The sequence below is a fragment of the Xylanivirga thermophila genome (genome assembly GCF_004138105.1).
In the GTDB taxonomy this organism is placed as follows: Bacteria; Bacillota; Clostridia; order Caldicoprobacterales; family Xylanivirgaceae; genus Xylanivirga; species Xylanivirga thermophila.
In genome coordinates this window covers 1-20,967 of sequence record NZ_RXHQ01000016.1, presented here as the reverse complement: position 1 = coordinate 20,967, position 20,967 = coordinate 1, and the positions used below count along the sequence as shown (strand labels likewise).

Annotated in this window: 18 protein-coding genes and 1 other annotated feature (1 of these 19 only partly in view); of the genes, 4 read left to right on the top strand and 14 right to left on the bottom strand. The window is 35.4% G+C overall.

Features of this window, described 5'->3' with window-relative positions; all coding sequences use genetic code 11:
• Positions 1 to 171, bottom strand: a binding site (T-box leader); it reaches 75 nt to the left of the window's first position.
• A gap of 308 nt (positions 172 to 479) precedes the next feature.
• The gene (locus tag EJN67_RS08535) at positions 480 to 1,835 is read left to right on the top strand and encodes a B12-binding domain-containing radical SAM protein (protein WP_129723910.1); all 1,356 of its coding nucleotides are present in this window, start codon (positions 480 to 482) and stop codon (positions 1,833 to 1,835) included.
• Here the strand turns inward: EJN67_RS08535 and EJN67_RS08530 are convergent.
• On the bottom strand, positions 1,814 to 6,067 hold the full coding sequence (locus tag EJN67_RS08530; protein ID WP_129723909.1) for a 2-hydroxyacyl-CoA dehydratase: 4,254 nt from the start codon (positions 6,065 to 6,067) through the stop codon (positions 1,814 to 1,816). The genes EJN67_RS08535 and EJN67_RS08530 overlap by 22 nt on opposite strands.
• A 220-nt stretch (positions 6,068 to 6,287) precedes the next feature.
• Between EJN67_RS08530 and EJN67_RS08525 the strand changes: the two genes are divergently transcribed.
• Entirely contained in the window at positions 6,288 to 6,551 is a 264-nt protein-coding gene (locus EJN67_RS08525) for a hypothetical protein (RefSeq protein WP_129723908.1), read from the top strand.
• A gap of 105 nt (positions 6,552 to 6,656) precedes the next feature.
• Here EJN67_RS08525 and EJN67_RS08520 read toward each other — a convergent pair whose 3' ends face one another.
• The 6 genes from EJN67_RS08520 to EJN67_RS08495 form a co-directional block, all read right to left on the bottom strand.
• Entirely contained in the window at positions 6,657 to 7,202 is a 546-nt protein-coding gene (locus EJN67_RS08520; protein ID WP_129723907.1) for a LemA family protein, read from the bottom strand.
• Between the two features lie 46 nt (positions 7,203 to 7,248).
• Positions 7,249 to 9,120 carry a DUF2207 domain-containing protein gene (locus tag EJN67_RS08515; protein WP_129723906.1) on the bottom strand — a complete coding sequence of 624 codons (1,872 nt, stop codon included), beginning with the start codon at positions 9,118 to 9,120 and terminating at the stop codon, positions 7,249 to 7,251.
• Between the two features lie 125 nt (positions 9,121 to 9,245).
• Entirely contained in the window at positions 9,246 to 10,127 is an 882-nt protein-coding gene (locus tag EJN67_RS08510; protein WP_129723905.1) for a patatin-like phospholipase family protein, read from the bottom strand.
• Between the two features lie 225 nt (positions 10,128 to 10,352).
• Positions 10,353 to 10,763 carry a DUF3592 domain-containing protein gene (locus EJN67_RS08505; RefSeq protein ID WP_129723904.1) on the bottom strand — a complete coding sequence of 137 codons (411 nt, stop codon included), beginning with the start codon at positions 10,761 to 10,763 and terminating at the stop codon, positions 10,353 to 10,355.
• Between the two features lie 238 nt (positions 10,764 to 11,001).
• Positions 11,002 to 11,127 carry an ATP-binding cassette domain-containing protein gene (locus EJN67_RS14535; protein WP_165000806.1) on the bottom strand — a complete coding sequence of 42 codons (126 nt, stop codon included), beginning with the start codon at positions 11,125 to 11,127 and terminating at the stop codon, positions 11,002 to 11,004.
• A 57-nt stretch (positions 11,128 to 11,184) separates the two neighbouring features.
• Entirely contained in the window at positions 11,185 to 11,559 is a 375-nt protein-coding gene (locus EJN67_RS08495; RefSeq protein WP_129723903.1) for a GntR family transcriptional regulator, read from the bottom strand.
• Positions 11,560 to 11,874: 315 nt separating this feature from the next.
• On the opposite strand from EJN67_RS08495, the gene EJN67_RS08490 reads away from it, so the two are divergent.
• Positions 11,875 to 12,864: an SDR family oxidoreductase gene (locus tag EJN67_RS08490; protein WP_129723902.1), complete on the top strand. Its 990-nt coding sequence runs from the start codon at positions 11,875 to 11,877 to the stop codon at positions 12,862 to 12,864.
• Positions 12,865 to 12,903: 39 nt separating this feature from the next.
• Here EJN67_RS08490 and EJN67_RS08485 read toward each other — a convergent pair whose 3' ends face one another.
• On the bottom strand, positions 12,904 to 13,455 hold the full coding sequence (locus EJN67_RS08485) for a DJ-1 family glyoxalase III (RefSeq protein WP_129723901.1): 552 nt from the start codon (positions 13,453 to 13,455) through the stop codon (positions 12,904 to 12,906).
• 143 nt (positions 13,456 to 13,598) lie between these two features.
• Between EJN67_RS08485 and EJN67_RS08480 the strand changes: the two genes are divergently transcribed.
• On the top strand, positions 13,599 to 14,957 hold the full coding sequence (locus tag EJN67_RS08480; protein WP_129723900.1) for an MATE family efflux transporter: 1,359 nt from the start codon (positions 13,599 to 13,601) through the stop codon (positions 14,955 to 14,957).
• A gap of 97 nt (positions 14,958 to 15,054) precedes the next feature.
• Here the strand turns inward: EJN67_RS08480 and bioB are convergent, their stop codons facing one another.
• The 6 genes from bioB to EJN67_RS08450 form a co-directional block, all read right to left on the bottom strand.
• Positions 15,055 to 16,020 carry a biotin synthase BioB gene (bioB, locus tag EJN67_RS08475; protein WP_243641263.1) on the bottom strand — a complete coding sequence of 322 codons (966 nt, stop codon included), beginning with the start codon at positions 16,018 to 16,020 and terminating at the stop codon, positions 15,055 to 15,057.
• Positions 16,013 to 16,573 (bottom strand): biotin transporter BioY, encoded by a 561-nt coding sequence (locus EJN67_RS08470; protein WP_129723898.1) that lies wholly within the window; start codon positions 16,571 to 16,573, stop codon positions 16,013 to 16,015. Before EJN67_RS08470 ends, bioB begins: the two co-directional genes overlap by 8 nt.
• Before the next feature lie 112 nt (positions 16,574 to 16,685).
• Positions 16,686 to 17,903: a 2Fe-2S iron-sulfur cluster-binding protein gene (locus EJN67_RS08465; protein WP_129723897.1), complete on the bottom strand. Its 1,218-nt coding sequence runs from the start codon at positions 17,901 to 17,903 to the stop codon at positions 16,686 to 16,688.
• A complete protein-coding gene (locus tag EJN67_RS08460; RefSeq protein ID WP_129723896.1) occupies positions 17,904 to 18,395 on the bottom strand; it encodes a hypothetical protein in 492 nt (163 codons plus the stop codon).
• Between the two features lie 20 nt (positions 18,396 to 18,415).
• Entirely contained in the window at positions 18,416 to 20,131 is a 1,716-nt protein-coding gene (locus EJN67_RS08455; RefSeq protein WP_243641262.1) for a NuoF family protein, read from the bottom strand.
• 15 nt (positions 20,132 to 20,146) lie between these two features.
• Positions 20,147 to 20,638: an NADH-quinone oxidoreductase subunit NuoE family protein gene (locus EJN67_RS08450; protein ID WP_129723895.1), complete on the bottom strand. Its 492-nt coding sequence runs from the start codon at positions 20,636 to 20,638 to the stop codon at positions 20,147 to 20,149.
• Between the last annotated feature and the right edge of the window lie 329 nt (positions 20,639 to 20,967).

Sequence of the window (20,967 nt, the reverse complement as noted above, 5' to 3'; positions counted from 1 at the left end):
CTATCAAACCCCTAATCTATAACGGGATCCACCGTTAAACCCTACTAGAATATATCGTTCAGATTTACACCTCTGGAGTGAGCATTAAATCCTCCATCCACCGGTTCCCACTTAACACCGGCTCACTGAAGATGATGGCTATGGATCTTTTCTCTCCGTCATTGGATATTTATTAGCATTAATATAATTTGATTTACATTTTAGCAGGGAACATTAACCATGTCAACATATATTTTAAAACTCTATGATTATTCTATGATAATGTCATATACAGGAAGTGGATTCTAAAAGAAGTACCTGCGTTCATTGATTTTACATGTAATATTCACAAATGTTTATATAAATTTTACCCTATAGCTTGTCCTTTTTTGGCGTATTAAGTTGTAAAATGTCAATCACTAGAGTATAATTAATGATAAAGTTCAAATAATATGGTATTTGGATAGTAGGAATTCTAAAATATTTGAGAGGTGAATATCATGAAAATTGTATTTATAACTCCTGCTGCCGATATCAGGCGTAATGCCATTTATAGGTTGGGAGGTTCCTTCTACGGTAGAAGTAATTCAATAACAGGTCCTCTTATATTAGGCAGGATACTCAAGGACGCAGGACATACGGTAGAAGTTTATGAGGAACTCTATAAAAATTTGGATTTTGACGCCATAAAAGATGCCGATGTTTTTTGTATATATACAATGACATCCAATGCAACAAGGGCGTACGAGCTAGGTGATATATTTAGAAATAAATATAAAAAGAGAGTATTGATGGGAGGAATACATGCCTCCTCTAAGCCCGATGAGGCACTTAAGCATGCTGATCAAATTATAGTAGGCGAAGGCGAAAACGCAATACTAGATGTAGTAGAGGGCAATATAACCGATTCTATAGTATATGCTCCACCTGTAAAAGACCTAGATACAGTTCCCTTCCCGGATTACAGCATACTCAAAACTCCCTGCAAAGTAGCAAATGTAATGACATCAAGGGGCTGTCCATTTGGATGTATATTTTGTACTACATCCCGTATGTTCTATCCATATAGAAAAAGAACTCCCGATAATGTAATAGAAGAACTTCAAATGTACAAGGATATGGGTTTTAAATATGTAAATTTTGAGGATGATAATTTCACCGCTGATAAAAACAGGGCAAAAGAAATACTGCAAAAAATGATCCAAAATGATTTGATTTTTAAGGAAACCTTTTTCTTTGGCCGAACCGATATGGCAAATGATGAAGAACTATTGGCCCTTCTTAGGGATGCACATTTAAACAGAGTACTAATTGGCATAGAATCATTAAATCAAGAATCCCTTGAATATATAGATAAACACCAAAAGATAAAAGATATAGAAAGGTGCGGTAATATACTGCAAAAATATAAGATAAAACTCATCGCCAGCATTGTATTGGGCCTTGATTATGACACAAAAGAAGACATACGCAAAACAGTGGATTTCTGCAAAAACATAAATGCATATCAGCTTCAACCTGCAATACTTACTCCTTACCCAGGCACCCCTGTCTATGACCAATTTGTAAAAGAAGATAGAATGCTCATAGATGATTGGCAATACTATGACATGATGAATGTGGTATTTAGACCCAAAAATATGACGCCTTGGGAACTACAATCAGAATTCTTTCACGCTGTAAAAGAATTTTATAGTTTTTCAGGCGCCATGAAAATGTTTAAAATATTTGGTTTTGAAGCCGGCATACGTAGATTGGGGCTTTGGATAGCCAGTAGCTTTGGGATGTCTTTTTTTAAGAAGAAGTCAAACAAAGAGGACGGCAATATATATAATCAACTTAAAGAGGCAGTATAGCTGTCCTCTTTTTCTATTTTTTTTGTAGCGTTTGAAAGCATAAGTTTTATCCTGTTTAGCTGATTTACCTCACTTGCACCTGGATCATAATCCACCGCTATTATATTAGCTTGAGGGTGCATGGATCTAACAGCATTTATCATGCCCTTACCTGTTACATGATTTGGCAAACATGCAAAGGGCTGAACACATACTATGTTATCTACTCCATCCTCTATAAGTTCTATCATCTCCGCTGTAAGCAGCCAACCTTCCCCTGCTTGATTGCCCAGCGATAGTATAGGACTAACCATTTTTCCCAATCGTTTTATATTGACAGGAGGGCTAAAGCGATTGCTCTTTTTCAATGCCACCTTCATCTCCCGCCTATAGAATTCTATATACCTTATTGCAATATCCCCTACCATCTTGTTTAACTTTGCCTTAGAAAGATATTTATATTTAAAATTCTCGTTATATGCACAATATAATATAAAATCTGTAAGATCCGGCACCACTACCTCGGCACCCTCACGTTCCAAAAGTTTCACAATATCATTATTGGCAGTAGGATGGTATTTAACCAGTATCTCACCTACTATACCCACTCGTGGTTTTACACAGTCCCTTAGCTCCAAATTGTCAAAGTCATGTATTATTTTACGCACATTCTTGGTAAATTGGGATCTATTACCATTCATTACCGATTCTGAACACCTATCTAGCCAATACTTATAAAGCTCATCTGCTGAACCCTCAACCTTTTCATAAGGCCTTACCCTATAAAGTACCTTTGTAAGTAGATCCCCATACAGTATTGCCATCAACGCCTTATTACCCATATCCCATGAATAGGTAAACCCAGGATTATCCTCCAATGTACCTGGATTTGCAGATATAACTGGGATATTTCCAAAACCTGCATCCCTTAATGCCTTACGTATAAATGCTATATAATTTGAAGCTCTGCATACTCCACCTGTCTGGGAAATAAGGACTGATGTCCTATCAAGATCGTATTTGCCTGATTTTAATGCAGATATAAATTGGCCAGTCACTATTATTGCTGGATAACAGGCATCATTATTTACATATTTAAGCCCCTCATCCACGGCCTCCCTATCTACAGATGGCAATACCTCGAGATTGTATCCACAGGTATTCATAGCCTTCTGTATAAGATAAAAATGTACAGGCGCCATCTGGGGCATCAATATAGTATGGTTTTTACGCATCTCCTCTGTAAATACTATCCGTTTTTCTCCATATTCTTTATTACCTAGCTTAAATCCATTTTTATCCCGCTCGTCCATGGCAGCCTTGAGGGATCTAAGCCTTATTTTTATTGCCCCTAAATTGCTTACCTCATCTATCTTTATCATGGTATATATCTTGCCTTTGCAATTTAATATCTCCTGTACCTGATCAGAAGTCACTGCATCCAAACCACAGCCAAAGGAATTAAGTTGCACAAGCTCTATATTGCTCTGCTTTGATACAAAACTAGCAGCTGCGTAAAGGCGGGAGTGATATGCCCATTGATCTACCACTCTAAGAGGTCTTGGTATAGTTTCAATATGGGCAACTGAATCTTCCGTAAGCACAGCCATCCCTAAAGAAGTAATGAGTGTATCAATCCCGTGATTTATTTCAGGGTCTATATGATAAGGCCTTCCGGATAATACAATACCCTTCTTCCCTGTATGATTTAAAAATTCTAAAGTCTCTATGCCCTTTTGTTCCATATCTTGCTTCATCTTCTGCTGCTCATCCCAAGCCAAATCTACCGCATTACTTATTTCATCCTTCGATATATTAAACTCCCTTAGTTCAGTATACAGTCTCTTTTTTAACCCTTCCTTATCATCTAATGTTAAAAATGGATTTTTAAAATTTATATTCTTCTTATTGAATATTTCCATATTATTTTTTATTACCTCAGGATATGAGGCAACTATTGGACAGTTAAGGTGGTTATCTGCCTCTTTCTGCTCCCTATGCTCGTAAAATATACAAGGATAAAATATAAACTTTACACCCCGCTCTACAAGATCCATTATATGTCCATGAACTAGCTTTGCCGGATAACATGTCGATTCAGATGGTATAGTATGCATGCCCTTTTCATATATCCTTTTAGATGATTGACTAGAAAGCTCTACCCTAAACCCTAGTTCGGTAAAAAATGCAAACCAAAAAGGATAGTTCTCATACATATTAAGTACCCTTGGAATGCCTACAATACCCCTAGAGGCTTTTTCAATATTCAAAGGTTCATAATCAAAAATACGATGATACTTATATCTATAGAGATTAGGAATATCCCCCTTGTTATTTGATATCCCTGTACCCTTCTCGCATCTGTTACCAGTGATATATTTCGTGCCATCTGGGAAAAGGCTTATCGTAAGGAGACAGTTGTTCCCGCATTTGCCACATCGGGCCATCTTTGTGCTATAATCAAACTTCTCCAGCTTATCCTGGGCAATTAGAGAAGATCTATAATCTAAACCACCCTTCTCTTTTGCAATTAAAGCTGCACCTAATGCACCCATAAGTCCAGCTATATCAGGCCTTACTACCTCCTTACCTGATAATATTTCAAACACCCTTAGTATGGCATCTCCATAGAATGTACCACCCTGTACTACGATCTTTTCTCCCAGCTCATCGGTATTTCTGATCTTTATAACCTTTTGAAGGGCATTTTTTATGACAGAATAGGCTAAACCTGCAGCAATATCACCAACTTCAGCCCCTTCTTTTTGAGCTTGTTTTACACGGGAATTCATAAACACAGTGCATCTTGATCCCAGATCCACAGGTTTTTTAGCAAGTAATGCTTCGTTTAAAAACTCCTGTGCATCCATGTTTACAGAATGGGCAAAGGTTTCAATAAATGAACCACAGCCTGAGGAACATGCTTCATTTAGTAATATACTTTCAATTACGCCATCTTTTATACGCATACATTTCATATCCTGACCGCCTATATCCAATATGAAATCTACTCCCGGCTGAAAATAGCTGGCCGCCTTATAATGGGCTATGGTCTCTACTTCCCCAAAATCTATTTTTAAGGCTGCCTTTATGAGATCCTCTCCATAACCTGTTACTGCTGAAGAAGCAATATATGCATTATCAGGCAGCTTTATATATATATCTTTTAATATACGAACTGTAAGGTCTAGAGGTTCTCCTTGGTTATGTCCATAATAGTCATATAAGATATTATTATCCCTATCTATAAGTACAGCTTTTGTGGTTGTAGAGCCTGCATCTATACCAAGGAAACATGCTCCCTTATGCTCTTTTATATCCTTTCTATTCATACGGTGTACATTATGTGCTGCTTTAAATTTCTTCAACTCTTCTTCGCTTGAAAATAGCGGTTCTAATCTTTTTATATAAATATCTGAATATCCACCAATACTGTTAATTTTACTGTATAGTTTAGAAAATTCAATAATTGGTTGGTCTTTAGAGGCAAGAGCAGCTCCTATAGCAACACATAATTGAGAATATTTAGGATTAATAACCTGCTTATCTGATAATTTTAGAGTTTTAATAAACCTCATCCTAAGCTCAGACAAAAAGTATAATGGTCCACCTAGGAATGCCACATTTCCCTTTATCTGCCTGCCGCAAGCCAAATTACTTATAGTTTGATTGACTACAGATTGAAATACCGAAATAGCTATATCCTCTTTAGAAGCACCTTGATTTATTAGTGCCTGTACATCCGTTTTTGCAAATACTCCACATCTAGATGCTATTGGATATATATTTTTATAATTTTTTGCAAGATCATTTAATCCTGCAGCATCGGTTTGAATAAGCGAGGCCATCTGGTCTATAAATGCACCAGTACCACCTGCACATATGCTGTTCATCCTCTGTTCCACATTACCTTGCAGATAGGTTATCTTGGCATCTTCGCCACCAAGTTCTATAACTACATCTGTCTGTGGAGCCACTTTCCTTATATAGTTTGTGCATGCTACTACCTCTTGTATAAAAGAAATATTAAGCCATTTATTTACACCTAACCCTCCAGAACCGCTGACCATTATAGTAATCGGAGCATCTCCAAACTTTTTATATGCATTATTTATCAAATCTGCCGTAGTACTCTTTATATCTGTATAATGCCTGCGATATTCATTAAACAATATATTATTATCATCATCTAGTACTGCCAGTTTAACGGTGGTAGATCCTATATCAAGTCCCAAATGCAATATTTCTTTCATGAATAATCAGCTCCCCTCCTAGCTGCCACTTGTTATTATGCAAAGTAGTCAATATATATATATTCATATATATGTGTATTATGTAATTATAGCACAAACTCCAATAAACGACAATTTCCGCAATCTTTTGGACCATATTATAATAAATAGTTTAAAATTTATAAGATCGCATAAAATACTACAGTATATAAATAATCACAAATAACCGGCAGGTGATAAAATGTTAAGGGAAATAAGAGAAACAAAAGCAAGAAATAAAGATGGCTCATATATATCTGTTTTAGAGATCTCAGGAAAAGATTTTTTCAGAACATATGACAGTATAAACACTGAAATAGCTAAAGAGATCATCAATAGCTATCTTTTAGACAGAGAAGATGATGGCAGACCTGAAAATATCGACTTTAATTATGATAAAAACAATAACATAATATCTATAAAATATCAGCTTAATTATATTGGAAATGATCATACCAATTATTAATAAAAAGGCATCAAAGCTGTGGTTAGCTTTGATGCCTTTTTATTATTTGACCTTCTTTCATAATCAACCCCATATTATCCAATAGCCTGTTTACTAGCCTTATAGCTAGAATGAAACCGTAGGTGCTTTCCTTGACTCTTCCTCTGCTCTAAAAAAGGGCTCCTGCTTAAAATTAAAGGAATTCGCTATTATGTTATTAGGAAATCTCTCAATAGATGTATTATAACTCATAACTGTATCATTATAGAACTGCCTTGCAAATCCTATCTTGTCCTCTGTATTTGACAATTCCTTTTGTAATTCCATAAAATTAGCATTTGCTTTTAATTCCGGATACCTTTCCACTACCACCATAAGCCTGTTTAACATCTGTGTAAGCTCATTATTAGCCTCCATCATTTCATCTGGCGTGGTAGCAGACATAAACTTATTTCTAGCCTGCACAACTTTCTCCAGGGTATCCTTTTCATGAGCAGCATACCCCTTAACCGTATTTACCAAATTTGGTATAAGATCGAACCTTCTCTTTAGCTGTACATCGATCTGGGCCCATGAATTTCTTACTTTATTTCGCTTTCCAACCAATGAATTGTAGATGCCTATAACATAAAATACTATCAATAAAATTATGGCTAATATAATCCACTTCATATTTACTTTTCTCCTTCCTTTTTTGTTATATTATCAAAGTCGATGATCAGAAGGCACCGCCACCGGTACCTCCGCCACCACCTCCACCGCCTCCGCTAAATCCACCACCTGTTCCACTAGCAGATGATTTTACGCTTTCAGCAATGGCAGCATTTATGGTCCTATCAAATGTGCCAGTCATATGATCCATCCTGTCCATCCATATATATTGGTGGTTTAAATTAGACATATATAGATAGGTAAGGGATGGATTTGCAAACTCTTCTGGCGGTATAACCAATTTCAGCTGTTTTATTACTTCCTTTGCCACCCCAAGGGATATGGCATATACAAGATAATGTTCCCATATGACTATGGAAGGAATAGTATGCTCCTTCATATTGCTAAAGTCTAGCAAAAATCTTCTAAATGCTTTCCAAAGATAGAACTGCTCAGCTCCATAATGGGAACGCCTTTTAAACATTATACTGTATATAAAAAGTATTATTCCGGCAATAAGCATTAATACAGCATTTAAATTCCCCATCTGCATTATTATAAATCCTATAATAGACTCCACAAATGCAAATATAGCACCCTTTGCCTTTGCCATCTTTATACTATCATCGAAAAATCCCCGTTCCTTCGCTTCATCCTTGACCATCTGTGTCCATACATCATATTTATTCTTAAATTTCTGAGCTTTTGATGCTGACTTGGGATAATTTTCAATGGCTTTAAGGGTTACTGATGTACCATCTCCAATAGAATCTATAAACCATTTTAGCAGGTAGGCTTCATGTGGAATAATGCCATTATCTGCATCCTTTATCTTTACAAACCTATATTCCTCTTCCTGTTTATTTTTTAGCAACCCTCTTTTTTCCACTTTATATGTTTCAATTTTAAGATAGCCTCTACGAACGAGATCCATTAATGTTGCTGTAACATCCCTGGTGTTTATCGAACCAAAGTTATACAGCACGCTCATTTCTGCAGGTGAATAATCCCCAGGAAGTTCCCTGTAATATTTTATATCTTGTTTAGGTCTAAACTCTCTATCATATTTTGTATATAGGTATATAAATATAATAACATTAGATAAAATAAAAACAATTACTATTATATTTGTTATAATAAGCCTTCTCCTATGGGTCTCCCTTTCGGCATTCGCTTCATTTGCCCATCTTGCCTCTTCTTCCATAATGCTATCATATGCCTTTTCAGGTATTACATTTTCCACATCAGATACTAAACCCGTTGGAAAAAGAAGCCTTGCTTCTACAAACTGCCCTGGCTTCACATCTGTTGCAAACAGAGCAACTGTTTTATCATTAACTATTTTTGACTCTCCTGTGAGAGGACCATGTCCAAATATCTTTATATAATCTTCTGATGTAGCCTTAGGCAAATTTATGGATATATCCACATTGTGTATGGGAAGATCCCAACCTTCACCCACGAATTTCCAATATAGTTCTGCAGTATCTTCGTAACTTTTTATAACATGCTTTAGTGTATAACTGATAACAAATGTCTTTTTCTCCCCTTTAGAAGGTGAATATATCCAAATCTCTTTCTTCCCACCATAATCCTCTAATTTTACTACACCATCATCGCCTTTTTGAGCTTGATCAACAAATTTAAATGGAATAAGAGTTTCTTCATCCACCTGATTTGGTTCTATTTGAGAAGACAAAAAAACCTTTATATTTTCCATAGGCAAATTTTCATCTAAGTTTATAGTCCATCTGGCTCCGTTAAAGCTCCCGCCAAAATCATATGTCAAAATCTCCTCCACGTCCATAGAACCATCTTTATTTATCTGTGCATGTATTGTATATTTGGATATATCCACATCATCAGCATACACTATAGTAAAAAAAGCACCTTGAACAGTAAGCATAATAACCAATAGCAACAATATCTTTTTTCTCAAACGCGCACCCCCTTTTCATCATTATTTTTTATCATCTTTATTATATAATATACTAAATTCATTAATATTACACTAACTTAATTTACAAAAAATCAAGCCAAATTTATAACCCCTTTGACTTGATTTCATTCACAATAATTCACAATATCTAAACCATTCAACCACATCTTAAACTTTTCCATTTCTTCCATAGTCTCATTATAACCTTGTTTATATAAATCATCTAGTTTATCTATATCACGTTCTAATCTGTCCACGATTATTTCCTTTTTGGGTCTAAATACATAAACATCCCCTTCTCCTTGCAAGGTATCTATCTTGTCCAAAGTTTCATTATATGTATTATGTCTTTGCTTTAGAGTTTCTAAAAGATTAGGATATTTTGAAATAGAGCGTTTAACTAGCATATTGACCTTTGATGCTTCCTTCCTATAACCAGCATTTCTAGTTAGCACAACGACATTATAACGGTTACCATCCTGAACAGATTTTTCTATGGGAATAGGATCGCTTATACCCCCGTCTAAATATTTCCGCCCGTCAATATCCACTGGTTTTGATATGAGGGGCAAACTGCTAGATGCCCTTAATACCTTCTCCATAAATATGTGTGGATCAAAATCATGGTGTCTTAAATATATGGGTTTGCCTGTTTTACAATCTGTAACCCCTACCTTAAATACGGTACTGGAATTATGAAATGTCTTATAATCAAAGGGTGCCAGTTTATTAGGCAATACATCAAATAAAAAATCCATACCAAAATAAGTTTTTTCCTTTATTATATTTTTTAACCCTGAAAATCTTTTATCAACTACATAGTCTACAAAAACCTTTTTACCCCTGTCCTTTTGCCTGGCTATGAAATTGGCTCCATTGTTGGCTCCGGCTGATACCCCTATTACATAAGGGAACGTTATACCCTCATCCATAAAGGCAGCCAATAATCCAGCAGTATATGCACCTCTCATGCCTCCACCCTCAAGAACGAGTCCCGCTTTTTCCATATATATATCACTCTCTTTCCTGAAAAATTCCATCATCACTTGCTCATATTTTACTACCATAATCAGCTTTTTACAAACATTTTTATTTTTCATTATACAAGAGAAATGGCAGATAAAATGGTAGGTAGAAACACACGCCAATTGCATTTGTAAAAATTCCTAATCACCGCTTATACCATTCTCTATTCCCTTGACAAAAGAAGATAAATGGATAAACATATTTTTTTAATATTGAAATTTAGAGATATGCAATATTATTAGTCCTGCTATAATACAACCAGCTGCAATAATAAGGAAGATAATAAACTGACTATTTTTTGATAAAAACAGTTTTGAAGGATCATTTTTATAATATGATATCTCTACTTCATCTCCTAGTGAAGCATTCATTGAAACTTGCACCCAATTGGTGGATATATATTCTCTCCCGCCAATTTGATAACTTACTTTTGCCCATTTCGAATTGTTAATTCTCATAGTTTCAGGGGCTACAGTCTGGGTATCAATAATAGTGCCTATAGCATGTCCTATCTGGCCCTGATGTTTTTTCAAATTAATGAATTGACCAACTGAATACAGCAGTGCAATAATTCCAAAAACAAACATTAAAATTATAGCTATCTCTTCCTCAGTCATACTCCTCACCTCTCAAAATTCTTTACCGCGTAAAATCAGACTAGACACTATCACGCCGATTGCAACTGAAACAATAGAGATGGATATTACTATAAAAGCGATAACCCATATTGAAATATCGGCAATAAATGCTAATGTTAAAACGTCACTACCTAAACTTTTTATTATTAGGGAAAAAACAAAAGGTGCAATGAATATTAATCCAGCACTAATAACTTGCAGTTTTACATATCCCATTTTATAAGTTAAAGGAATATAAAAACCAACCCAAGATAATTTTAATCAAAGTTGATTTTCCTGCACCATTTTTTCCTAATAATCCAGTTATATAATTCTCTTTGAGAAAAGCCGAAATACCACTCAAGGTAAAATCGGGGAATTTTTTTGATATATTGTCTATTCTAAGTATTTCATTTATACACTATTCCTCCTCAAATAAGATATATAGCATATCCGCTAATTCATTTTTAGTAACACCCATTGATTTCGCTATGTTGACCGTCTCTATCATTTTTTCTTCAACCATTCGCCTTCTCGTATCGTTGATAAGATCAGCATTTCCCGCAAGTACAAATGTTCCTTTACCAGCTTGGCTAGATACAAAACCCTCTTTCTCAAGCTCTTCATATACTCTCCTAATAGTCAGTATACTTACATGCAAATCCGTTGAAAAATTCCTGATAGATGGTAATAGTTCTCCATCTTCAAGCTCTCCTCTTAAGATAGCATCTTTTATTTGATCTTTTATTTGTTGATATAAAGGTACATCAGAAGTATTTGAAATTATAATATTCACACTATTCCTCCCAAACTGTGCTTCTTTATACATCACATTATACACATGTATCACACATTAGTCAATAAAAAGTTTATCTAATGTTTTCTTGGCAGAATATGCGACGAATTTAACCACCTATGCCTTTAAAGAAACCACTTATATAAATACTACTGAACAAAAATTTTAAAAAATGAATATGCCAATGATCTCTATAGTACTGAATATTTATCAATGTTTTCCCAGACATATGCTCTAAAAAGTATTGCCATTATACCGTATTTGGTGTATATTGAAATTAGAATTAAAACATTTGTTTAAAAGGAGGAAATAAAAATGGTGGTTGTTACAGGTGCAACAGGTCATATTGGCAATGCACTGGTACGAGCACTTATTGCAAACAAGGAATCGGTATCAGCATTTGTAGCACCTGGTGATGACACATCCTGCATAGAACATCTAGATTTAAAAATAATATATGGTGATGTAAGAAATATTGATGATTTAATTAGAGCATTTAATGGAGTGAATACAGTATATCACCTTGCAGGAATCGTATCGATAATATCTAAAGATACTAAGACTATGTATGAAATTAATGTTGAAGGCACCAAAAACGTAATAAGGGCATGTTTGGAATGTAATGTAGGGAAACTCATATATACTAGTTCCGTCCATGCTTTTACCGAACTGCCTAAAGGTATAACTATAAAAGAAACATTGAATTTTGAACCTCAGAAAATAATAGGCGATTATGGTAAATCAAAAGCTGAAGCAACTTCAGCCGTACTGGCGGGAGTAAAAGATGGATTAAATGCTGTTATAGTACACCCATCAGGTGTTATAGGTCCATATGAATACAGACTTTCATATACGGGACAAATGATATTGGACTTTATAAACGGCAAACTCCCCTTTCGTATTGATGGAAGCTACGACTTTGTGGATGTTAGAGATGTGGCAGATGGAATAATATTAGCAGGGCAAAGGGGATCCATAGGAGATAACTATATACTCTCAGGCTACCTCCTTTCTATAGAGGATATTTTTAATATATTAAAGAATATAACTGGAATGAATCCTCCAAAGATAAAAATTCCTATATGGGTTGCAAAAGTTTGTCATCCGTTCGTTACAAAATATGCCCAGATAACCGGCAAAAGGCCTCTGTATACCCCCTATTCCCTATATACCTTATCAAGCAATGCGCTATTTAGCCACGATAAGGCAACATCTGAATTAGGTTATAATGTCCGCCCTATAATTGAAACATTTAAAGACACTATTATTTGGTTTAAAGATCATGGGTATTTAGTCTCTCAATAAAAAGCTGTTGATAATATATAGATCAACAGCTTTTTATGACTATTTGTATAATATATCCTCTTTAAGTTCTTCTGCTTTTTCTTCTCCCCTTAGATATTTGATTATCTCAATCGCAAAATCTACCGCCAATGCAGGTCCCCTTGAAGTTATAATATTACCGTCTCGTACAACTGGCTCCTCCATATATATACTATCTTTTAACTTTTCTTCAAAGCCTGGATAGGAGGTAACCCTTTTTCCTGCTATAATCCCGGCCCTTTGGAGTACTATTGGACCTGCACATATTGCAGCTACCATCTTGTCATCTTTATTCATTATACTTAAAATTTCTATTACTCTGGCATTATCTCTGAGATTGATAGCACCTGGCATACCACCCGGTATTATGGCTCCATCATATCTATCTAGATTATTTATATCATCTATCTTTTTATCAGCTATTAATGTAATATCGTGGGCTCCTTTCACCATATTATTTTGTGTAATGGATACAGTATCTACTCCTATATCCTTTCTCCTAAGATAGTCAACTACTGTTAAAGCCTCAACTTCCTCAAAACCCTCTGCTAAAAATACAATGGCCTTCATAATATCTCTCCTTCCTTAAAGTCTACTATTCTATTATATACCCAATTTATCTATAATTAACAAAGATAAATCGCTGCAAATCAGAGCTTTACAAAATAGATTTATTATGATATTGTGTTATGAAAATTGTATTTAGAGGTGTATATATGGTAAAGGATATGACAAGTGGCAATCCAACCCGCTTATTATTATCATTCGCTATCCCCATGTTAATCGGGAATATATTTCAGCAGCTTTACAGTATGGTCGATAGCATAGTAATAGGACAGGGTATTGGTGTAGAGGCTTTAGCAGCTGTTGGAGCTACATTTTCTTTGGATTGGGCTATATTAGGATTTTGCATAGGATTATCGGAGGGCTTTGCTATTCTAATAGCACAAAAATTTGGGGCGGGAGATTATAATGGATTAAAAAAAGCATTTACAACATCATTTTACTTAACTGCCATTGTGGCTGTTATAGTTACCATTATAAGCCAACTATTATCGATGCCGATTTTAAAGATATTGAATACACCTGCAGATATTATTGATAACTCAAATTTATATATCAGTATTATTTTTGGTGGAATCATAATTACTATGTTCTATAACTTTTTATCTGCTACATTGAGGGCATTAGGAGATAGTAGAACACCATTGATTGCTTTATTGATAGCATGTTCGATAAATATTGTTTTGGATATATTATTTGTCATGAAATTTAATATGGGTATTGCAGGGGCTGCATATGCCACATTAATCGCACAGGCAAGTTCCTGCTTGTTTTGCATATTGGCTATTCGAAAGATAGACTTTCTTCATATTGCAAAGAAAGATTGGAAGTTTGAAAAAGAGTTTGTAAAGAACCTTTTGATATTAGGCCTACCTATGGCATTGCAGAATTCTATTATTTCTATAGGTGCAATGGTATTACAATATGTGGTTAACGGATACGGTGCTCTATATGTTGCAGCTTATACTGCAGCAATTAAAATTAGCGGCATCATTGAGCAACCGGGAGCTACCTTTGGCTTTGCCATGGCAACCTACGCAGGCCAAAACCTGGGTGCAGTTAAATTTGATAGAATTCGCTTAGGATTAAAAAAATGCATAAAGCTATCAATGGGATTTTGCATTGGCATAATGGCTATTATTTTTCTTTTTGGTGAAACATTTATTGGACTTATAGTTTCACAAGAAGAGGTGGAGGTCATTGCAATTGCTCATAAGTATTTGCATATAACTGTTAGTATGCTTTGTGTATTAAATTTACTGTTTATTTATCGCTCTGCATTGCAGGGATTTGGGAATACAGTAATACCTATGATCTCTGGTGGTCTTGAGCTTGCAGCACGGATTACACTTGCAGCCTTCTTACCAAAATTTTTAGGATTTACCGGTATTGCCATAGCAGAAGTTTTTGCATGGCTGAGCGCTGACCTGCTTCTAATACCCTCTTATTATAGGACAATACATCGGTTGGAAAATAAGATCTATAGTGAATTACAGCAGATAGAGATATAATAGCCTTTCATCTATTAAAAAAAGTATTTAGGTCTAGTGATATACATAAAAATAATATCTATCACTAGACCTAAATAATCCTATTTATAAAAAATATTTAATTAATTTCATAACCTATTTGTCTAAACATATTCAAGCCGTCTTCTACCCTTCGTCCCGAGGTAGTTAAATAATTTCCTACTAAAGCTCCATTTATCCCACCTATATAGGCCTTTTTCTCATCTTCTCCAAGGCCATTTTCTTTTCCTCCCGCCAATCTAATAACCTTATGGGGCATAATAAGTCGGAAAAGTGCTATACTCTTTAATATCTCATCATGGGATAATAATTTAATATCCTGCAATGGAGTTCCCTTAATAGGGGTTAATATATTTATAGGTATTGAATCCACATCTAACTCCTTTATCTCAAACGCCATCTCCAAACGATTGACCATGCTCTCCCCCATTGAAATAATGCCACCACAACAAATTTTTAAATCAGCCTTTTTAGCAGCCTTAATGGTATTAATTCTATCATCATAAGTATGGGTTGTACAAATTTTAGAAAAATAACTGCGTGATGTTTCTACATTATGATGATACATCTTTACGCCTGCCTGTTTCAAGGCATAAGCCCTATTCGCATCAAGGGCACCAAGGGAAGCACATAGGCTTAAATCTGTCTTTCTATTTAACAGATCATATATTTTAAGAATTCGTTCAAATTCTTTATCCGTTAACTTTTCACCGCTTGTGACCAAGCAAAATCTATGGGCACCGGAGTTTTCTATCTCCTCTATACGTTTTGAAACATCAGCATCGCTTATTAGATCATAAACATTAATATTGCATGAATGGTGAGCCGACTGGGAACAAAATTTACAGTTTTCTGAACATCTTCCCACCTTTGCAGCCATTATGGAGCAAAGATCAATTCTATTACCTGCATTTTTCTCTCTGACTCTATTTGCCAGATCTAAAAGGGCTTTTATATCATCACCTTTAAGTTTTGAAAGGTTCAATGCCTCATCCCAAGTTATACCATTACCTTCTAATACCTTTTCCTCTATTGTTTTAAGCACTCTGACCACTTCCTATCCTTATGCGTATACGAACCTCTTTTGCTATCCAAGAAACAGCAGCCATTTTCACAATATCCCAGGGAAGAAATACTATACATCCGCTCATCATCACCTTTGAAAATGACGTAGAAACCCTATTTACATACTTTAAAATAATATAAAGATATGATACCCCAAATACATAACTGATAACTAACCCAACCAATGAAGCAATAAAATACTTACCGAAGGATGGCTTAGGCAATTTTTCAGTCATTTTCCCAACAACAAAGGCTGCCACCGCAAATCCTATTAAATACCCAAATGCCGGGTTGAATATATACTGTATTCCTCCACCATTTGCAAATATAGGTATGCCAATGAGCCCAAGGGCTATGTAAACAATCTGTGATAGAAATCCTAACTTTGAACCTAAAAACAATCCGGAAAAGATAACAAAAAATACCTGTAGTGTAAATGGAACAGGTGGTAGGGGGATCTTGATAAATGCCCCTACTGCAGTAAGAGCTGCAAACAATGATACCAAAATCATATCTTTTGTTTTGCTATTCATAAAAACATCTCCTTATAATCATTGTAAACCTAAATTGTAGATTAGGTTTACAATGATTATAATTTGAATTCCCTCTTTTGTCAAATACATTTTTATTAGCATATTTTAAGCATTATGACTGAAAAATCAACTCTTCATCCCAGTTGTCCCCATCAAAATGGGAGATCTTTTCAGTAATTGCACCAGTAGGACATGCAAATACACATGCCAGGCATGTAACACAAGGGGATTGATCAAATGTCTTATTTGCCCCTGCAGCTACAAAGGTTTTATCACCTCTATTTACAAATCCTAAGTTATTTTGGCATGCTATCTCCCTACAAGCACGCACGCATCTTCCACACAATATACACTTGTTTGGATCATATACAAGTACCGGACTGGTTTTATCCACGGGAAGCTTTTCTTTATTTTGCTCGTACCTAGATTCCTCAATATCAAAATCTCGTATCAATTCTTGCAATTCACATGAACCGGCAATGCATGGATTTCCCTTATGACAAGTCAAGCAATTATGCTCATGGGCTGCCATCTGTAGTTCAAGCAAAATCCTTCTGTTATGATTTAATTCATCATCTTCAGTGACAATCTCCATATTTTCTTTTACCGGTGTTGCACATGCAGGAACCAATTCCCTCTCACCCTTGACTTTAACCAGACATAATCTGCAATTAGCATCAGGTGTCAAATCAGGCTCATTGCATAGGTGAGGTATTTTTATACCATTTTCTTCACATGCTTGCATTATATTTACATCTTTTCTTACTTTATACTGAGTCCCATTTATTGTTACACTTATAAAACCATCATCGCTATTTTTTGCAGCTTCATTTCTGTCAAAAAAGGTTGGATATAGGTTTAACTTTTCTGCAACCTCTGGAAATGAATAACCATTATCTGTCTGCTCTAGTCCAGTAGTTTCAAATGGTGCAGTTAGTACCGGACCCCTATCCATAGTGAAATTACCAACACCTACAGTCTTAACTATTCTAATAACCTTCTTATCACTAAAAGCTGCCTCTGCAACTTCATACCCATCTTCACAGGCTAATACAATTATAGCTGTAGCTTCATCGAATAATTCTTTTTTATTTGGATCATCCCTATGCTGTTCTGCCAAAGAATACATGCATGCGATACTAACCAATTCTTTTCCCACTACCTCATATCCATCTGCAGTAAGCATATCTTCCAATAATACCATATTGTCATAGCCGCCAACTCCGCAAAACTTTATACAGGTATTACAGCTCCACAATAATACCTTATCGTCTTTACTTAATTTGCCCTTAAGTTCTTCATAGCTTAAATCCCTTAAAGATATAATCATTTACTTCACCCCCACTTGTATAGGTATCTGTTGATTGGGCATCTTGTTTTTCCCGTCCGAACCTATAGGATATTCTTCGCCCAATTTTTTATTATGTTTTTCATAAGGCATTGCAACTTTTAAAACTCCTTTATTTGTATCTGCCACTATAAGTCCTATATTATCCACCGTTTCCACTACCTTAAGATGGGGGTAATTCCGTTTAATATTAGAAACCCCGGCAGTACATGCCAAAACAACAATTGTATTGACCTCGTTAGATAGCTTTGCAGTAGCAAGATATGGCTCCATACATGCAATAGGCAACATAAAACCGTCTTTTACATTGTATCCATCTTTTTTTAGCTTTAATGCCAATTCTCTCATCTTTTCCGGACCACCTGCACCAGAAACCCTTATACATGTATTACAACCTATTATGGTAATAACATCATTTTCCTTATCCAGCTGACTGGTTAAATCCTCATATTTTATCGAATTACTAAAGATCACAAATATCACCCCTCTTCTATCTATTTAACAATATCTTCATATTCATTTCTAAAATAATTCAATGTACTTAAGACCGGGTTTGGAGCAGTTTTGCCGAGTCCACAAAGTGCAGTCTTCTTAAACACTTGTGCCAGGTCTTCCAATTTATCTATATCCTCTTTGCTCCCATTTCCACTGCAAATCTTATCGAGGATATTTACCATTTGACGTGTACCTTCTCTACATGGTAAACATTTTCCACAAGATTCACTTGCACAGAATTTTACAAAAAATCGCGCTATATCCACTGCAGATTTATCCTCATTTATAGCGATCATTCCACCGGAACCCATAATAGTACCAAGCTCTTGAAGTGGCTCATAATCCAATGGAGTATCAAAATATTCTACTGGCAGACATCCACCGGAAGGACCTCCAAGCTGTACAGCTTTTATCTTCTTACCATCTACTGGGCAACCTGCTATATCTTCTATAACCGTTTTTATAGAGGTACCAATGGGAACTTCTACACATCCAACATTGACTATATCTCCAGTTATAGAGAAGACCTTAGTACCCTTGCTCTTTTCCGTACCTATATTTTTAAACCATTCGCTGCCATTTAAGATTATAGGGGCTATATTTGCTAATGTTTCTACATTATCTATAATTGTAGGTTCCTTAAATAGACCCTTCTCTGCTGGATAAGGAACTTTTAATCTAGGATTACCCCTTTTGCCTTCGATTGAACTTATTAATGCCGTTTCTTCACCACAAACAAATGCCCCAGCACCCTCATATACCTCAATATCAAAATCGAAGCCAGAATCAAAAATATTTTCGCCTAACAGTCCATAGGCCTTAGCTTGATTTATTGCCTTATTGAGTACCTCTACAGCTAATGGATATTCTGCCCTACAATAAATATAGCCTTTATTGGCTCCAATAGCTTTACCGGCTATTACCATACCTTCTATAACTGAATGGGGATCACTCTCTAAGACACTCCTATCCATAAAAGCACCTGGATCACCTTCGTCTGCATTACAAACAACATATTTTTCATCAGAATCTGATTTTGACGCAAACTTCCATTTAAGTCCTGTGGGGAATCCAGCCCCTCCCCTTCCTCTTAAGCCAGATTCAAGAACTGTATCAATAACATTGTTGCTATCCATATCCTTAAGAGCTTTATATGCTGCCTGATAGCCGTCCCTTGCAATATAATCGTTTATTTTGAAGGGATCTACAGCTCCCCTATTTCTCATCACGATTCTTTTTTGAAGGCTAAAAAATGGTATTTCCTCTATTCCTTTTATGGAATCCTCTAACACCTCTTTTCCTTCAATCTTGCCGTTATTTTTAATTCTCTCTTCAATTTCGACCTCTTTGCCCCTTGCTAATGCATATTCGCTCAAGATCTTTCCATTTTTTATATGGGCATTGAATATTTCAGTAGCTTTTTCTCCGTTTACATATTCATATATTATGGGCTCCTGATTAACCACTTCAATTGTAACCAAAGGCTCCTTAGAGCATATGCCCATACATCCTGTAGTCTCTACCTTTACATCCTTTGCCTTGGATTCTTTAACAAGTTTCTTAAATGTATCCAGAACATCCTTTGCACCAGAAGCTATTCCGCAAGTACCCATATGCACTGTAATTCTTGCCTTTTTGCCATTAACATCTAACTGCCCCATTTTCAAAGCTTTATTCTTTATATCATTCAAGGTTTCCAAATCTTTAACTAGCAAGTAAATCCCCCCCACTTATTCATATTGACTTAATATTTCGTCTATATCTTCAACTTTTACCTTGCCATAAACAGTTCCATCTATAGCCATAACCGGTGCTAAACCACATGTACCGAAGCATCTTGCCTCTTCATAGGTAAATTTCCCATCCTCAGTACTCTCACCAGGCTTTATATGGAGTTTAGACTCTATCTTATTGGCGATTTCTTTACCACCTTTAACATAACATGCAGTACCTAGGCATACTTGAATTCTATGTCTAGCCCGTGGTTCCATAGTAAAATAAGAATAAAACGAAACCACTCCATAAATATCATTTTCACAAATGCCAGTTTTTTGAGATATACGTTCCTGCACATCAACTGGAATAAAGCCCAGTAATTGCTGAATCTCTTCCAACATGGGAATCAATTTTTCTTGACAACTATGTTTGTCAATTATCTCGTCTAGCTTTTTTAACTGTTCTTCATTAAATCCATAATCTTTTAGACTTGTACAAGTACCCATCCCTTTGCCCCCTTTAAATTAATAATATATTAAACATTAATGAAATGTTAAATTATGTAAAATGTAAGCCGTGATTGTTAATTTATTAACATTCCTACCTACAGTATACATCCTTAGTTTCGCAGCAAATAATACAATTCTAAAAACTATAGCCCTGCAATGCCAATTGATACAAGCCAAATTATTTGTCAAATTTTAATCTTTTTTCCTGTTGTTCTATGATGTTCTATGGTATAATATATATGGTGATGAAAATGTTTCTAAAGAAGGACAGGAAACCCAATGGAAGGGTTTATCTATCTATAGTACAAGGCTACAGAGAGCCAGGT

Coding starts and splice junctions, on each gene's coding strand:
- EJN67_RS08465 (WP_129723897.1), bottom strand. CDS start 17,903: ATGATTATATCTTTAAGGGATTTAAGCTATGAAGAACTTAAGGGCAAA.
- EJN67_RS08480 (WP_129723900.1), top strand. CDS start 13,599: ATGGTAAAGGATATGACAAGTGGCAATCCAACCCGCTTATTATTATCA.
- EJN67_RS08490 (WP_129723902.1), top strand. CDS start 11,875: ATGGTGGTTGTTACAGGTGCAACAGGTCATATTGGCAATGCACTGGTA.
- EJN67_RS08530 (WP_129723909.1), bottom strand. CDS start 6,067: ATGAAAGAAATATTGCATTTGGGACTTGATATAGGATCTACCACCGTT.
- EJN67_RS08470 (WP_129723898.1), bottom strand. CDS start 16,573: ATGAATAGCAAAACAAAAGATATGATTTTGGTATCATTGTTTGCAGCT.
- EJN67_RS08520 (WP_129723907.1), bottom strand. CDS start 7,202: ATGAAGTGGATTATATTAGCCATAATTTTATTGATAGTATTTTATGTT.
- EJN67_RS08450 (WP_129723895.1), bottom strand. CDS start 20,638: ATGGGTACTTGTACAAGTCTAAAAGATTATGGATTTAATGAAGAACAG.
- EJN67_RS08525 (WP_129723908.1), top strand. CDS start 6,288: ATGTTAAGGGAAATAAGAGAAACAAAAGCAAGAAATAAAGATGGCTCA.
- EJN67_RS08535 (WP_129723910.1), top strand. CDS start 480: ATGAAAATTGTATTTATAACTCCTGCTGCCGATATCAGGCGTAATGCC.
- EJN67_RS08505 (WP_129723904.1), bottom strand. CDS start 10,763: ATGACTGAGGAAGAGATAGCTATAATTTTAATGTTTGTTTTTGGAATT.
- EJN67_RS08510 (WP_129723905.1), bottom strand. CDS start 10,127: ATGGAAAAAGCGGGACTCGTTCTTGAGGGTGGAGGCATGAGAGGTGCA.